This is a genomic window from Empedobacter sp. UBA7252 (assembly GCF_002472765.1).
In the GTDB taxonomy this organism is placed as follows: Bacteria; Bacteroidota; Bacteroidia; order Flavobacteriales; family Weeksellaceae; genus Empedobacter; species Empedobacter falsenii_B.
Map to the genome: position 1 here is coordinate 1 of NZ_DKSQ01000089.1, position 16,176 is coordinate 16,176.

The 16,176-nt window shown below is 32.7% G+C and carries 18 protein-coding genes; 4 read left to right on the forward strand and 14 right to left on the reverse strand.

Annotated elements, in window-relative coordinates:
- The coding region (locus tag B2X73_RS12890) for an N-acetyltransferase (RefSeq protein ID WP_291096583.1) at positions 1 to 428 on the forward strand (428 nt) is incomplete at its 5' end.
- 41 nt (positions 429 to 469) lie between these two features.
- Here B2X73_RS12890 and mtgA read toward each other — a convergent pair.
- The 5 genes from mtgA to B2X73_RS12915 all read right to left on the reverse strand — a co-directional run bounded on the left by mtgA (position 470) and on the right by B2X73_RS12915 (position 4,005).
- Positions 470 to 1,141 carry a monofunctional biosynthetic peptidoglycan transglycosylase gene (gene mtgA / locus B2X73_RS12895; RefSeq protein WP_291049037.1) on the reverse strand — a complete coding sequence of 224 codons (672 nt, stop codon included), beginning with the start codon at positions 1,139 to 1,141 and terminating at the stop codon, positions 470 to 472.
- 93 nt (positions 1,142 to 1,234) lie between these two features.
- Entirely contained in the window at positions 1,235 to 1,750 is a 516-nt protein-coding gene (locus B2X73_RS12900; RefSeq protein WP_286495799.1) for a c-type cytochrome, read from the reverse strand.
- A 111-nt stretch (positions 1,751 to 1,861) separates the two neighbouring features.
- Positions 1,862 to 2,776: a 23S rRNA (adenine(1618)-N(6))-methyltransferase RlmF gene (gene rlmF / locus B2X73_RS12905; RefSeq protein WP_038332349.1), complete on the reverse strand. Its 915-nt coding sequence runs from the start codon at positions 2,774 to 2,776 to the stop codon at positions 1,862 to 1,864.
- Between the two features lie 67 nt (positions 2,777 to 2,843).
- Positions 2,844 to 3,101: a chaperone modulator CbpM gene (locus B2X73_RS12910; RefSeq protein ID WP_135834956.1), complete on the reverse strand. Its 258-nt coding sequence runs from the start codon at positions 3,099 to 3,101 to the stop codon at positions 2,844 to 2,846.
- Between the two features lie 4 nt (positions 3,102 to 3,105).
- Positions 3,106 to 4,005 (reverse strand): DnaJ C-terminal domain-containing protein, encoded by a 900-nt coding sequence (locus B2X73_RS12915; RefSeq protein ID WP_114999547.1) that lies wholly within the window; start codon positions 4,003 to 4,005, stop codon positions 3,106 to 3,108.
- 208 nt (positions 4,006 to 4,213) lie between these two features.
- Here B2X73_RS12915 and B2X73_RS12920 point away from each other — a divergent pair, with 208 nt between their 5' ends.
- Genes B2X73_RS12920 through B2X73_RS12930 form a run of 3 tightly spaced genes read left to right on the forward strand, consistent with a single transcriptional unit; the run spans position 4,214 to position 5,817 of the window.
- Positions 4,214 to 5,158, forward strand: coding sequence for an ADP-ribosylglycohydrolase family protein (locus B2X73_RS12920; RefSeq protein WP_114999545.1), 945 nt, complete (start codon positions 4,214 to 4,216; stop codon positions 5,156 to 5,158).
- Positions 5,159 to 5,209: 51 nt separating this feature from the next.
- Positions 5,210 to 5,431: a VF530 family DNA-binding protein gene (locus B2X73_RS12925; protein WP_038332359.1), complete on the forward strand. Its 222-nt coding sequence runs from the start codon at positions 5,210 to 5,212 to the stop codon at positions 5,429 to 5,431.
- Positions 5,431 to 5,817, forward strand: coding sequence for a hypothetical protein (locus B2X73_RS12930; protein WP_114999543.1), 387 nt, complete (start codon positions 5,431 to 5,433; stop codon positions 5,815 to 5,817). The genes B2X73_RS12925 and B2X73_RS12930 overlap by 1 nt, the downstream gene beginning before the upstream one ends.
- 57 nt (positions 5,818 to 5,874) lie before the next feature.
- On the opposite strand, the gene purD is transcribed toward B2X73_RS12930, so the two are convergent.
- The 9 genes from purD to purC form a co-directional block, all read right to left on the reverse strand.
- Entirely contained in the window at positions 5,875 to 7,167 is a 1,293-nt protein-coding gene (purD, locus tag B2X73_RS12935) for a phosphoribosylamine--glycine ligase (RefSeq protein ID WP_125349024.1), read from the reverse strand.
- Positions 7,154 to 7,525, reverse strand: coding sequence for a four helix bundle protein (locus B2X73_RS12940; RefSeq protein ID WP_125349023.1), 372 nt, complete (start codon positions 7,523 to 7,525; stop codon positions 7,154 to 7,156). Before B2X73_RS12940 ends, purD begins: the two co-directional genes overlap by 14 nt.
- A gap of 57 nt (positions 7,526 to 7,582) precedes the next feature.
- Entirely contained in the window at positions 7,583 to 9,094 is a 1,512-nt protein-coding gene (purH, locus tag B2X73_RS12945; protein ID WP_280036526.1) for a bifunctional phosphoribosylaminoimidazolecarboxamide formyltransferase/IMP cyclohydrolase, read from the reverse strand.
- A gap of 89 nt (positions 9,095 to 9,183) precedes the next feature.
- Positions 9,184 to 9,744 (reverse strand): phosphoribosylglycinamide formyltransferase, encoded by a 561-nt coding sequence (purN, locus tag B2X73_RS12950; protein ID WP_038332368.1) that lies wholly within the window; start codon positions 9,742 to 9,744, stop codon positions 9,184 to 9,186.
- A 159-nt stretch (positions 9,745 to 9,903) separates the two neighbouring features.
- Entirely contained in the window at positions 9,904 to 10,404 is a 501-nt protein-coding gene (locus tag B2X73_RS12955) for an FKBP-type peptidyl-prolyl cis-trans isomerase (protein WP_038332370.1), read from the reverse strand.
- 129 nt (positions 10,405 to 10,533) lie between these two features.
- On the reverse strand, positions 10,534 to 12,213 hold the full coding sequence (locus B2X73_RS12960; protein ID WP_219034720.1) for an AAA family ATPase: 1,680 nt from the start codon (positions 12,211 to 12,213) through the stop codon (positions 10,534 to 10,536).
- Between the two features lie 260 nt (positions 12,214 to 12,473).
- Entirely contained in the window at positions 12,474 to 13,466 is a 993-nt protein-coding gene (gene purM / locus B2X73_RS12965) for a phosphoribosylformylglycinamidine cyclo-ligase (RefSeq protein ID WP_114999539.1), read from the reverse strand.
- A gap of 53 nt (positions 13,467 to 13,519) precedes the next feature.
- On the reverse strand, positions 13,520 to 15,025 hold the full coding sequence (gene purF / locus B2X73_RS12970) for an amidophosphoribosyltransferase (RefSeq protein ID WP_125349020.1): 1,506 nt from the start codon (positions 15,023 to 15,025) through the stop codon (positions 13,520 to 13,522).
- A 19-nt stretch (positions 15,026 to 15,044) separates the two neighbouring features.
- Positions 15,045 to 15,767 carry a phosphoribosylaminoimidazolesuccinocarboxamide synthase gene (gene purC, locus B2X73_RS12975; RefSeq protein ID WP_038332381.1) on the reverse strand — a complete coding sequence of 241 codons (723 nt, stop codon included), beginning with the start codon at positions 15,765 to 15,767 and terminating at the stop codon, positions 15,045 to 15,047.
- Positions 15,768 to 16,176 lie beyond the last annotated feature (409 nt).

The window sequence follows — 16,176 nt, forward strand, 5'->3', positions numbered from 1 at the left end:
ATAAAGAGTATATTTTTAAAATTTGGAACAACGAATATCCTATTAATTTGGCTTTTGAGAGTTTACAGGACACCGAAAATTATTTGAATAGTTTGATTGAAGCGAAACATTTTTTTGCTGTAGATGAAAACAATCAAATGCGAGCTTGGGCGGTTATTTTTGAAAGAGATTATGAAAAATGGTTTGCAATAATTGTGGATAGCGAGTTGCATCAAATTGGTTTGGGACGTAAAATTCTTAATCGATTAAAAACATTTTCGACAGAACTAAATGGTTGGGTAATCGACCATGAAAAAGATACAAAAGCGAATGGAGAGCCTTATTGTTCTCCGTTGGCTTTTTACATGAAAAATGATTTCAATTTACTTCCTGAAATTCGTTTGGAATTAGAGAAAATTTCTGCGGTTAAAATTAATTGGAGAGAGTAATAAAACAAAAAAGAGAAGCTTATTAACTTCTCTTTTCTATTTTATTCTCCTAAAACCTTTTCCAAATCAGTGCTTCCTTGTATATTTCGCATTTGTCGCTCTATATGACTAGCGCGTCTACTGATAAAAGACGAAGGCGGATTCACATTATATTTTCGTGGCAATGGCAAAGCTGCTGCAATTCGAGCCGCTTCATTTTTGGTTAAATCTTTAGCTGGTTTATTAAAATAATATTCTGAAGCTGCTTCAACTCCAAAAACACCAATTCCCATTTCTGAAGTGTTCAAATACATTTCTAAAATACGTTGTTTGCCCCAAATTTTTTCGATCATAAACGTAAAATAAACTTCCAATCCTTTTCTCAACCAAGAACGACCTTGCCACAAAAACACATTTTTCGCTACTTGTTGAGAAATCGTAGAACCTCCACGAAGTTTTTTCCCTTCTTTATTTTTTTCGATCGCTTCTTGTATTCCATCCATATCAAATCCATTGTGTACAGGAAACTTTTGATCTTCGGAACCAATTACAGCCAATTTTATATTTCGTCCCATTTCTTCATAGGAAATATAATCGCGCTTAAATTTTCCTTGTTCAAAACCTTGCTGAACTTGCGTAATCGTGAACGGCGGATTAATCCACTTTAACACAACAATGTATACAAGATGAGCTACAAAAAGATAAATTACAACCTTACGAATAAATTTAAACATTTTATTTCTTTAAATTATGAAAGCAAAGTTATACGATTTATTGAATTTTGAAAATAAAAAAAGCTCCAAAAATGGAGCTTATATTTCTATTCTTTATTTTTTCTCAACTTTCGTTGAACCAGATGTGGGAGCTAATTTTTCTTTTGCAACATCTTTCACGTTTTTTAACTCAGCGTTTACAGGCTCAATCAATGATTTTGTAGGACTTTCATTTCCTCTGTGACACATTACACATGTTACAACATTGATCATTTCAGGATTTTTTGCATTTTCCCAATTGAAATTTTTCGCGTTAATATCACGTGTCATTACAATCATATGACGTGAAAATTCCTTTTCTTTTTTTGCATCACTTGCAAAATCCATCTTTTTCGTATCTGGATTTTCGGCGTGGCAAAAATTACATTTCACTCCTAAAGCAGCGTTGTATCCGCGCATCAAACCTTTCAAACTATCTTCCGAAATGTTTTGTGGTAACACTTTTAGATTTTTCCATTCTGAACTTGAAATTGCTTTTCCTGTGTCAATTTGACGAGAAGTCGTAAACGAAAAAATACTAAACATCAACGCTACAACTACCAAAGAAACCATTATTCTATTTGTTTTCATTTGTAATAATTTTGTTTATAAAAGGTAAAACAAATCTTAAACTGAATAAACCCTTCAGAAAAATTTGGAATAATTTTAAATAAAACCTTTAATGAATTAAAAATAAATCAATTAAAATCTCCAAACTAGTAAACGCGAAATTTTATTCCCTTGTTGCATATTTACAATTCGGTAATCTCTTACTTTTTCACGTTTCAAAATACCTTCCAAAATTCGAACATTTTCTTTCTTAGAAACCAATGTTGTAAACCATTTTACTTGATGTTTATAATCCGCACTTTCTTTTATCATTTTCGTGATAAACAGACGCTCTCCTCCTCTACACCAAAGCTCAGAATTATTCCCACCAAAGTTTTGAATTGGTTTTTGATCAGATTTTTGACCTAAGTTTTTCAGTTTACGCATTGTTTGCTCCATCACTTCTTGATTCGATCTAAAAAATGGAGGATTACAAATTGTAATATCAAATTTTTCGCCTTGTTTGATGATTTTTTTGAAAATATTGTTTGGATTAAATTGCATTCTAATCTCAACTTTGTTACGTAATCGAGCATTTTTCTTGACAATTTCTTCCGCATTTTTGAAAGAAGCATAATCCAACTCTGCGCCAACAAAGTTCCAGTCGTATTCGTAATTTCCAATAATCGGATAAATACAATTCGCTCCAACACCAACATCCAAGACTTTTACATCTTTTCCACGCGGAATTACACCATCAAAACTTTCACCCAAAATATCGGCAACATAATGAATATAATCGGCGCGACCAGGAATTGGTGGACACAAATTATCTTTTGGCAATTCCCAATAATCAATATCATAATATGTTTTCAACAACGCTTTATTCAACGCTTTTACAGCTTCTCTATCCGAGAAATTAATCGTTGGTTCGTTCTCTTTATTGGGTTTGATATATTTGGAAAGTGGGGAATAAATCGCACACAATTTTTCGAAATTATAAGGCGCTAAATGACGATTGCGCGAATGTAATTTTTTTAATTTACTCTTCTTTTCGGGAGTATTCATACAAAAATATTTATGCAAAAATAAGACAACCTTTGCAGTTTTCTGCAAAGGTTGTTTTTGAATTCGTTTATTTTAATTGTTTTTGTAGCGTTTCGATTTGTTTCAAAAGATGATGAATCACTTCTAAACCTTCTATATTAACGCCCAAATTATAATGAAATTCAATAAATCGTTCGATTAATTTCAAATCATTTTCTTCGATAAAATATTCTTGGTTACGCTCGTGCAAAACAACCAAATCATTTTTATACAAATCAATCACAAATTGAGGTTCAATCTGATGATATTTACTAAACTGAATAACAGATATCGTTACATTTTTCATGGTTTTAAGCTTTTTTAAGTGAACGTAATTTCTCGAATAATTCTTTTTCTTCTGCTGATAAATTAGTTGGAGTTTTTACTGAAAATGTCACATACAAATCTCCAAATTGATCATCTTTCTTATAAATTGGTAAACCTTTTCCTTTCAATTTAACCTTTTTATTATTCTCTGTTCCTTCTTTTATTGGAACTTTCACTTTTCCAGAAAGTGTATCAATCATCGCTTCTCCACCCAAAATTGCATCGTATAAGTCGATTTCAACAATTGTAGATAAATCTGCTCCATTAACTTCAAAAGACGTATTATTTTCGATATGAAACGTGATATACAAATCTCCATTTGGACCATTGTTATAACCTTTTCCTCCGTGACCTTTTATCTTAATCGTTTGCCCATCTTCTACTCCAGCTGGAATTGTAATTCGTATATTTTTACCATTCACAGCAAAAGTTTGTTTATGCGAAGTCAATGTATCTGTCAAATTTAGTGTCAAACTGGCATTAACATCTTGCCCTTTATAACCTGTTGATCTACTCCTTCCTTCGCGTCCAAACATCGAACTGAAAAAATCTGAATAGCCATCAAAATCACCAAAACCTTCAGCTCCATCAAAATCGCTATTACTATATTGATATTGTTGCTGTTGTTGTTGCTGACGAGCTTTTTCATATTCTTCACCATGTTGCCAATTTTCTCCATATTTATCGTATTTTTTACGTTTTTCTGGATCGCTCAACACTTCGTTTGCTTCATTTAATTCTTTAAATTTCTGTGCAGCTTCATCGTTATTTGGATTAAGATCGGGATGATACTTACGTGCCAATTTCCGATAAGCTTTTTTTATCTCATCTTGTGATGCGGTCTTTTGCAGACCTAATGTTGTATAATAATCTATAAAAGCCATAGTAATAATAAGTTTGTGTGGTAATTTAATCAAAATCAGTTCCAATTTTTTCAAAACTGACAATACGACTTATTCTTTTTTATCTATTTTAAACCTTTTAATATTTTATCCGAAAAAGATAAATTTATTATGATTAATTCATAAATTTTCAAAAATAATTTGGATATATTCAAAAAAATCAATTATTTTTCATTTATAAAAGAAAGTTATGAATAGAAAAAATTTTTCGAAAAATATATTAATTGGATCGGCGGTTGGTGACGCATTAGGAGTTCCAGTTGAGTTTAAAAGTAGGCAATATTTACAACAAAATCCTGTCACAGATATGATGGGTTATGGAACATACAATATGCCTCCTGGCACTTTTTCTGACGATAGTTCGATGATGTTTTGCTTGGCTGAATCGTTGTGTAATGGTTATAATGTGAATGATATTGCAGAAAAATTTCAGATGTGGATGCACGAAGGTTATTGGACGGCTGACGGAGAAGTCTTTGATGTTGGAATTTCTACACGAAAAGCAATAAATCGTTTACGAGTTGTAAAAAATCCAATTGAGGCTGGTTCTACATCCGAATCTGATAATGGAAATGGATCGTTAATGCGTATTCTTCCTTTAGCAATTTTCACGAAAGATTTATCGATTGATGAACGCTGTGAAATCGTCAAAGAAGTTTCTTCTATCACGCATGCGCACAATCGTTCTGTTTTGGCGTGTATTTATTATATTGAATTTGCGTTGAACGTTTTAGATGCCGAAAATCTAGAAGAAGCTTATCTGAACACAAATTTTTGGTTAAAATTATTCTTAGAAGAAAATGAAATTTATAAAAATGAATTTACATATTTCGAACGAATTTTAAGTGGAAAACTAATTGATTTAAAAGAAGATGAAATTAAATCAACTGGTTATGTCATGGATAGTTTAGAAGCTTCTATTTGGTGTTTGCTACATACAAGTTCGTATAAAGATTGTGTTTTGAAAGCGGTGAATTTAGGACATGATACCGATACAATTGCTTGTATTGCTGGTGGAATTGCAGGGATTTATTATGATGCAGAAACAATTCCGACCAATTGGATTGAGCAATTAGCGCGAGTGAATGATATTTTACATTTAGCAGAACAATTGGAAGAAAAATATGAATTTTAGAAAGCTTGAACTATTCTAAATTCACCAAAAACATTTTCGTAAATTTGCAAAATGGAAAGTCAAAAAAATAATCCATTACACGGAAAACGTTTAGACGATATTATCGAAGAATTAGTAATTTATTACGGCGGTTGGGAAGGTTTGGGAAATCAAATTAACATCAGATGTTTTAATGATAATCCAAGTTTGAAATCATCGTTGAAATTTCTTCGAAAAACAGATTGGGCACGTGCAAAAGTAGAAGAATTGTACATTAAGAAAATTGCAAAATAATGAGTGCAACTATTCTTGAAGAAAAGATTTTTATTGATTCTGAGCTCTTAACCAATATCGAAGAAGAAAGTCAGGTTATTATACATTGTTGTATGGCGGCAGATGAATATGCAAATGCTGCACGTATTTGGCCTTCTACTTTTATTATTGATAATCAATCAGGAAAACGTTGTCAATTGGTTTTTGCGGACGGAATTACAATGTATCCAAATTGGACGTATATCGAAGAAGGTTCGTCTCTTCATTTCACTTTAATTTTTAATGGTTTGCCAAAAAGTTGTCAATCATTTGATTTAGTCGAAATTATTCCGCAAGCTGGAGGATTTGAATATCGAAAAATAAATCGAAATAAAAGCGATGTTTATCACGTCGAATTTTCAGAATAAATTAAAAAAAATGCGTTTCATTTGAAACGCATTTTTTAATAATATAAACTGTATTTTTTATTGAATTACTCCAATATCATTTCGATAATATTCGTAATCAAAATGTACTTTTTTGATGTTTTCGTAAGCAGTTTCACGTGCTTCTTCTAATGTATTTCCTAATCCAACTATGTTGATTACGCGTCCACCAGAAGTAACAATTTGTTCACCTGATAATTTTGCACCAGCAATAAAATTAGGACAAGTTACATTTTCTAAACCACGAATCTCAAAACCTTTGTCGTAATTTCCTGGATATCCTCCCGAAACCATCACCACACAACACGCATGTTGATTTTTGAAAGTCAAGTCAAAATCTTCTCCTTTAATTGCTTTATTTACAACCTCAGCCAAATCATTTTCTAACAAAGGTAAAGTTGTTTGCGTTTCTGGATCGCCCATTCTTAGGTTATATTCCAACAAATAAACACCTTTTGTTGTAATCATCAATCCAAAGAAAATAACACCAGCAAACTCTGATCTTTCCTTAATTAAACCACATTTTGTTGGCTCCATAATTTCTTCTTCGAACATTTTGAAATGCTCTTCCGTAAACAATGGATTTGGAGCGATAACGCCCATTCCACCAGTATTAAGACCAGTTTCTCCTTCACCAATTTTCTTGTGATCTTTTGCCGAAACAAATGGAACGATTTTTTTCCCGTTAAAGAAAGACAAAATAGAGGCTTCAAAACCTTCTAAATATTCTTCAATAACCACTTCGTTTCCTGCATCACCAAAGGTTTTATCTTCCATGATATCCAAAACAGCTTGTTTTGCTTCTTCAAAATCTTGGCAGATAATAACTCCTTTTCCAGCCGCTAAACCAGAGGCTTTCACTACAATTGGATAATCTTGTGTTTTCAAATAATCAATCGCCAACATTGGTCCTTGAAAATTTTTATATTTTGCTGTTTTCACACCATATTTATCCATAAAATCCTTCGCAAAAGCTTTAGAAGCTTCTAATTGCGCAGCTGCTTTATGAGGTCCAAAAACATTTAAATTCTCTTTCTGAAAAATATCAACGATACCTTCTGCTAATTCAGCTTCTGGTCCAACAAAAGTTAAATCGATTTGATTTTCTTTCGCGAAATTTTTCATTTCTTCAATCGAAGAAACTGAAACGTTTGTTCCGATTTGAGCTGTTCCTGCATTTCCTGGAATAAAAAACAATTCTAAATCTTGTCCTTTTTGCTTGAAATCTTCAGCAAACTTCCATCCTATTGCATGTTCACGACCACCTGAACCGATTACTAAGATGCGAGTTGCGGTTTGCGATTCGCGGTTTGCGCTATTATTTTGTTCCATTGTTTTTCTTTGTTAAATAGTTTTGAAAATTTTTATTCATTCTACAATAATGATCAATTAATTCTAAAGCTTCATTTAATTCTGACTCTGTTATATAATTCAACTCAAAAGCTATTATTAATTGAGCTTCAACCTCAAAATCAGAACCTTTTGAAATAGATAGAAAATTAATCATTTGCTGATTTGAATTTCTTCCAGAACCTTCTGCGATATTTGAAAGAATTGAAACAACTGCTCTTTTTATTTGAACAGTTAATCCATACTTTTCTGATTCTGGAAATTTATTAGAAAGATTATAAACCAGTCTTAAAATTTCCAAACTTTTTTGCCATATGTCTAAATTTCTATAACTTCTCATTTACACTAAGTTAATCTTAAATTCCAACATCGCAAAACGAATATCGCATATCGAATTTTAGTGCATAAAATGTCTCATTCCTGTGAAAACCATCGGAATTTCGCGTTCATTACAAGCATCGATAGACTCTTGATCTTTGATTGATCCTCCTGGTTGAATAATTGCTTTAATTCCATTTTCTGCTGCAAAATCAGCTACATCACGGAAAGGGAAAAATGCATCTGAAGCTAAAACTAAATCATCTTCCACTTTTTCTTTTGCACGTGCAATCGCTTGTTGAGCCGCCCAAATACGATTCGTTTGACCTCCACCGATTCCGTAAGCTTGACCATTTGTCGCTACAACAATCGCGTTAGATTTTACCCATTTTACAATTTTTTGAGCAAAAACTAAATCAGTCATTTGACGATCTGTTGGTTGAGCTTCTGTTACAACTTTAAGATCTGTTGAAAACTGATTATCTGTAGACTGAACAATTAATCCTCCATCAACTTTTACGTAAGTTACTTTATCCGACACAGGATTCTTCACTTTGATGATACGTAAATTTTTCTTTTGTTTAAAAATTTCTAACGCTTCTTCTGTAAATGAAGGTGCAATTACAATTTCTAAGAAAATTTTATTTAATTCAACCGCAGTTTTTCCATCAACTTCTCTATTGAAAGCGATGATTCCACCGAAAATTGACATTGGATCACATTCATACGCTTTTTCATAAGCTTCTAAAACATTCTCTCCAATTGCCACTCCACAAGGCGTTGAATGTTTCACTGCACAACAAGTTGTTTCCTCAAATTCTGAAACCACTTTATAAGCCAAATCCATATCACGAATATTGTTGAAAGAAAGTTCTTTTCCTTGTAAATATTCGAAATCTTTCATTGCGCCATTTTTCGTTTTATCAACATAATAAGCTGCTTTTTGATGTGGATTTTCTCCATAACGTAAATCCATCACTTTCTCGTAAGAAGACTCTAAAAATTGAGGAAAATCTTCTCCTAAAATGTAAGTAGAAATCGCCGCATCATAAGCAGAAGTTAAGTTGAATACTTTACCAGCACATAATTTACGCGTTTCGATAGAAGTTGAACCATTCTCACGAATTTCATTCATCACTACTTCATAATCATTCACATCCGTTACAACTGTTACATCATAAAAATTCTTTGCAGAAGAACGTAACATTGATGGACCACCGATATCAATAAATTCAATCATTTCCGCTTCAGAAAGACCTGTATTCATCTTTTCGAAGAAAGGATAAAGATTTACAATAACGATATCAATTGGGTTAATTCCATGTTCCGCAATTGTTGCCATATGATTTTCGTCCGAACGACGCGCCATAATACCACCATGAATTGCAGGATGTAAAGATTTTACGCGACCATCTAAAATCTCAGGAAAACCAGTTACATCTTTTACTTCTGTAACTTCGATTCCGTTGTCTTGTAAATGTTTGAATGTTCCTCCAGTTGATAAGATTTTGTAATCTTGTTCAACCAAGAATTTTGCAAATTCTAACAAGTTCGACTTGTCCGAAACACTTATTAGCGCTTGTTTTTGCATTGTGTTTAGTTTTTAAAGTTTATTGTTTGTTTACTATTTTATTGGAAATGAAAAACCTCAATGTACACAACATTGAGGCATTCTATATTTTATGCTTCGCTGATTTGCTTGATTGCCTTAATGTAGATTTCACTTTCTACCTCAGCAACTTTACGCTGTAAATCTGCTACTTCATCACCTTCTTCAATTTCAAAAATTCCTTGACAAATAATTTGTCCTTCGTCTACACCAGCCGTTACAAAATGTACAGTTGCTCCTGATGTTTTTTCACCAGCTTCTAAAACTGCTTTGTGAACTTTCGCGCCATACATTCCTTTTCCACCAAATTTTGGTAATAATGCAGGATGAATATTAATCATTTTCGAGCCCCATTTCGAGGTAAATTCTGGAGATAATATGGTTAAAAAACCTGCCAAAACAATAAGGTCGATTTCTTCTCCTTCTAAATTATGTTCAGCATCTTCCGAAAAAGTTTTTCGGTCTAAGACATACGTTCGGATATCTTTATCCAACGATCGTTCTATTGCATAACAATCTCGGTCTGCCATTACCATCGAAATCTCGACATTTGGTAACGTTCCGTCTTCAACTGCATCAATAATATTTTGAAGATTTGTTCCGCCACCGGAAACAAATACAGCTATTTTCATGTTTGTTTGTAAGTAATCTTGTTTGTTTTACAAAGATAAGATTTTAGTTGATGCAAGTCGAAAAATATAACGTGGATTTAATCTATTTATTAATGATTTATTCACAATTAAAAACAAGAAAGGCTATCTCAAATTGAAATAGCCTTTTGAAAATATTTTTTAGTGCCCTTGAGTTCCGTCAACTCCATGTGCGTGTCCGTGAGATAATTCTTCCTCAGTTGCTGGACGAACATTAAGAATTTCAACTTCAAATTCTAATGTTTTTCCTGCCATTGGAGGATTCAAATCTGCAATTACAGCCTCTTCTGTCACTTCTACAACTGAAGCACGGAATTGATTTCCTGCATCATCAGTCAAAGGTAAAATTGCTCCAACTGGTGGCAATCCAGATTCTTTGAACATATCTAAAGGTAATTGAGCAACAGCTTCTTCTACTCTTTCACCGTATCCTTCTGCTGGAGTAATTACGAATGATTTTTTATCACCAATTGTTAATTCTTTTAATTCTTCTTCAAATTTTGGAATCATCATTCCAGCTCCAAATAAAAAAGTTAATGGCTCTTCTGTATTTGATTGTTCTACAAATACTTTTTCACCATTCGCTTCGATGGTATGTAATGAGTAGTTTACTGAAACTACATTATTGTTTTCTATTGACATAAATTGTAAATTATGGATGCTTTTAAAAAGCGTTCATTTTTAATACTTATCTTTTAACAACAACTATTCCTTTCGAATAATTTGACCAATTTTGTCAGTTATTTAGATTTTTGAACTGACAATTTTTATTTAATCTATAAAAAGTAATGCTTTTTTGATGTCTTCATAACCAATTTCACCATTGAAATAATCATAAATTGGTTTTAAAACTTTATTCTCTTCAAATTCGATTTCACTATACGCTAATCGAACTTTATCAATAATTTTATCAGAAGGTTTAAATTTTGAATAATCCAAATCAGGCTCACTTTCTTTGATTTTACCAATATGATCGACAATTGCTGAAGTAGTTAAACCTCTTTTCTCTGCGATTTGATCTAAAGACAAACCTTCTTTCACATATTCTAATGTAATTTCGTAAGTCGATTTCTTTTGTCCTTTTTCTTTGGTTTTATTCTTTTCGATATTTTTTGCAATTTGTTTTTTATCCAAAGTTCCACCAGAATATCGGATAAAAGCAGCCCAAGAGTTTTGCAATTCTTTTTCATCTAGAAACTCATCCATTTCATTCGATAAAACCTGAAAACGTCTATCAGCCTTCATTGCAAGTGAATCAATTTCTAAAGCTGTTTGATTCAATCCGTGTAACATCAACGAATTTAAATCTCGTAAACGTGAAAGTGCAACATACCCTTGTCCTTTTTCGAACGCTTTTGATAAATCAATAAACGCAGAATCTAACGTCATTCCTTGTGATTTATGAATCGTAATCGCCCAAGCCAAACGCAACGGAACTTGTGTAAATGAAGCCAATGCTTTTCCGCTTTCGTCCTCTATTGCCCACGTTTCTGGTTTTGCAATGTAAAATTCTCCATCTAATGTTTTGATAATTGGCTCGTCTTTTTCAGTATACCCCGAAACATTTCCAAGCGTTCCGTTTACAAAACCAACTTCGAAATTGTTACGAACAAACATCACTTTCGCTCCTATCTTCAATTCTAAAACTTCTTCTGCTAAAACAGATTTTTTAAGAACCTCAACCAAAGCTGGATTTCCCGCAACTTTTGCTTCAAATGTTTTGGAAGATGAATCAATATTAATCAATTGACCTTTATTAATTCGGTCCACATCCATATTATGTGTATACAAACGAGTTTGTGAATCTATTTCATCTGGAAAATATTCGATTCGAGTTTCTAATAAATCAACTGTTTTTTGCGAAATATTCCCCGAACGAATTTCATTCAAAATATCATTCAATGCATTATTTGTTTGACGATATTGCTCTGTCAAATAACAAATATGCACTTTTGCTTGAACCCAAGCATCGGACATAAAACAGAATTTATCTTTCGATTCTTCCCACTCTTCACCAATCGGCGGTAACTGGAAAAAATCACCCGAAAAAATTACTTGAACACCTCCAAAAGGTTCATCGTTTTGTTTGAAAAACTTCAAAACATAATCAACCGCATCCAACTGATTTCGGTGCAGCATCGAGATTTCATCAATAATTAAGACTTTTACTTTGTCCATTTTATCTCGGAAATATTTCTTGTCGCGAAGCGAAGCCAAATATCGATCAGAAACATAATCTTTTATTCCAATTCCAGCCCAAGAATGTATCGTTTGACCATTCATGTGCGTCGCAGCAATTCCCGTAGAAGCCGTTATAGCAACAGGAACGCCATGTTGTTTAAGATATTGAATGTATTGATTTAACACATAAGTTTTTCCGGCACCCGCAGAACCTGTTAAAAATACATTTCGACCAGATTTTAGAATTGCCAAAGCCTTTGATTGTTGCATAACTTATGAGTGAATTTGGAGTTTTTTGAATGAAATGCAAAGATACGAAGATTGAATGAGGTGAGGAAATGCTTAATAAATTAAAAAAAAGAAAATGAATTAACTTTAAAAGCTATTGTATTTTAATTAAGCTTTTTTATTTAAGAAAAAAACTACAAAATTTTATAACAAGGATCAATCTTAATCAAAAACAAATAATCCCAAAAAATAAAAAAACCGGATAAGAAATCTTATCCGGCTTTTTTAAACTATTTAATCTACTATTTCAATATAATTTTGTCAGCACCTTCTTGAATTTCTCCAATCAACGCACTTCCATCAATAATATTCAATACTTTTTCAGCATCAGTTTGGTCAACGATGACAACCATTCCAACACCCATATTAAATGTTCCAAACATTTCGTTTTCTGCAATTCCTCCGCGTTTAGCTAATTCTTGCATCACTGTTGGTACATTTATTTTTGCTTTTTCTATTACAGCAGTTAATCCGTCATTTATAATACGAGGAACATTCTCGATTAATCCACCTCCTGTAATATGAGCAATTCCAGACATTTCGATTCCAGCATCTTTGATTTTGAAAATATCATTTTGATATAATTTTGTTGGAACTAATAATGTTTCGAACAAAGGTTTACCTTCAAATTCTTCGTTAAAATCTGGGAAAACTTTACGAACCAAAGAGAATCCATTCGAATGGAAACCACTTGATGGTAACGCAATAATTACTTGTCCAGCTTTTATTTTAGAACCATCGATAATTTCATCTCGTTCTACTACTCCAACACAAAATCCAGCAACATCATAATCACCAACTTGGTACATTCCTGGCATTTCTGCTGTTTCTCCACCAATTAATGCTGTTCCAGTTTCTTTACACGCTTGTGCAATTCCACCTACAATTTCTGCTGCGATATCAGAATCTAATTTTCCACAAGCTAAATAATCTAAGAAAAATAATGGTTTTGCTCCATGACACAAAATATCATTTGCACACATCGCGAAACAATCAATCCCAACTGTATCGTAAACTTTAGAATCTAAAGCCACACGTAGTTTAGTTCCTACACCATCGGTTCCTGATACCAAAACAGGATTTTTGTAACCTCCTAATTGGTAAAATGCACCAAAACTTCCAATTCCATTCAACACGTTTGAATTGTGTGTTGCTGCAACTGCATCTTTAATTTTCGATACCGTTTGATAACCTTCTTCCTTATCTACTCCGGCTTGTTTATATGTATTGCTCATTTTAATTATGATTTAGTTTTTCGAAATACGAGATTCGAAATTCGTATAACTTATTAATCTATATGCAAAGGTTTTACCTCTTTACATTCTTCATTAGAATAATTTACGGGATATTTTTCTGTAAAACATCCAAAACAATGTTCTTTACTTCCTAATAAATCAATCAGATTATCAACTGTTAAGAAATCTAACGAATCGACATTCAAATAATCTTCAACCTCTTTAATTGACTTATTTCCTGAAATTAAATCTGCTTTAGAAGGCATATCAATTCCTAAATAACAAGGTGCAATAATTGGAGGCGAAGCAGAACGGAAATGAATTTCTTTTGCTCCTGCTTCTTTTAAGATTTTGATTAAAAGTTTCGAAGTTGTTCCACGTACAATCGAATCATCTAAAACAACCAAACGTTTTCCTTTGATTTTATTTTTGATGGGATTCAATTTTAAGTTGACCACACGTTCACGCATTTCTTGTGAAGGAACGATAAACGAACGCGACATATAACGATTCTTAATCAAAATTGGTTCGTAAGGAATACCCGAAGCTTCTGAATAACCAATTGCAGACGGGATCCCAGAATCTGGAACACCAATTACAATATCGGCAGCAACAGGAGATTGTTCGTATAATTTTCGACCAGATTCTACACGTAAATCGTAGATTTCATTTCCTTCGATATTCGAGTCAGGACGTGCAAAATAAATGTACTCAAAAGCACAAATATTACGCTGCGTTGGTTGATTTAATGAATAAGATTTCAAACCTTGTTCATTTACAACAATCAATTCACCTGGCTCTACATCACGGATAAATTCAGCTCCGACAGCGTCTAATGCACATGTTTCTGAACAGAAAACATAGGCATCGTCCAATTTTCCTAAACATAAAGGACGAATACCATTTGGATCGCGAAAAGCTGCCATTTGATTATTCGCTAATAACAAAACCGAATAAGCTCCTTTTACCTTTTCTGTACCTTTCTGTATAGCTTCTACAATATCTAAATGCGAATATTTTTGAATAGAACGTAATAAAACCTCCGTATCCGAAGTTGCTAAAAATGGTAAACCTTCTGCTTCTAATTCAGCTCTTAATGCTTCAACTTCAATTAAATTTCCGTTATGAGCAATAGAGAAATGAGGTTTTCCATAAATATTGTACGTGTAAAGTGGCTGAATGTTACGACGACTTCCACCTCCAGCAGTTGTGTAGCGTGTATGTCCAATCGCAGCATTTCCTTGGTATTCTTCAATCTCGGCTTCCATTGTTTTGAAAACGTCTAATACCAATCCTGTTTTTTTCACCGTTTTAATGTTTCCATCTTTCAAGAAAGAAACACCACACGCTTCCTGTCCACGGTGTTGAAGCGCAAATAAACCAAACTGTGCAATAGAATATGTGTTGATATTATTTGGCGAATAAACCCCAAAAACACCACATTCTTCGTTTACACTATCCACAGTATCGGCTGCATATTTTTTTAATAAATTTCTTTCGTAGAAATTCGTTAAATATTCAGCTTTTAATTGGCTTTTATGTAATTTTTTATCAATCATTATAGAATGAAAAAAATGTTTATTTTAAAACTTCTGTCAAACGATTATATACTTCGTGATAAGCTTCTGAAACATCACCTAAATCACGACGAAAACGGTCTTTATCTAATTTTTTTCCTGTTTCAACATCCCATAAACGACATGTGTCTGGAGAAATTTCGTCAGCTAAAATGATATTACCATCAACATCTTTACCAAATTCAATTTTAAAATCAGCTAAAATTAATCCAGCTTTTAAGAACAATTCTTTCAACGCTTCGTTAATTACTTCTGTTTGTGTGTACATTTCATCTAACTCATCATATGTTGCAGCTCCTAATAAAACCGCATGATGATCGTTGATTAATGGATCTCCTAATTCATCTTTTTTGTAACAGATATCAAAAATTGTAACTGGAGATTTCGCTCCTTCTTCTAATCCTAAACGTTGAGCCATAGACCCAGCTACATAGTTGCGCACAACCATTTCAATTGGAATAATTGATACTTTTTTCACCAATTGCTCACGATCATTCAACTGCTCGATGAAATGAGTTTTAACTCCTTTTTCAATCAAATAGTTGAAAATTAAAGTCGAAATTTTGTTGTTCATTTCTCCTTTGTCCTCAACAGTTCCGCGCTTTTGTGCATTAAATGCAGTTGCGTCATCTTTGTAATAAACAATTACTTTGTCTGCTTCCTCTGTTGAGTAAACTTGTTTTGCTTTCCCTTCGTAAATGAAGTCTTTTTTTGTTAAGCTCATCGTTGTTGTTTGTTTTTTCGAAGCTCGATTTTCGAAATTCAAAGTTAAAATTCATCTAACTTCTAGTTTCTTATTTCTAACTTCATTACATCGTTTTTTTGTTTTGTTTGAAATGAAAAAGTCCACTTCGTGTTTGTTGTTTGTTTTGAAAATTAACTTGTTCAAGGTTAACTTTCGAGATTAATTTCGATTGGTTCAGGATCGAAATTGGTATTAGTTTGTTGTTTGTTTCTTTTTTTAGTATTTAGATGTTAGATATTTAATATTTAGATTTTTTTTCTTCTACCTTATTTCTAACTTCAAAATTCCTTATTTTATTTTCAATGTCAAGCTGAATTCAGTTCAGCTTCTCACTTTTTTAAGATGAGTTCCTGAAACAAGTTCAGGATGACTCAAACTTTATTCTTCA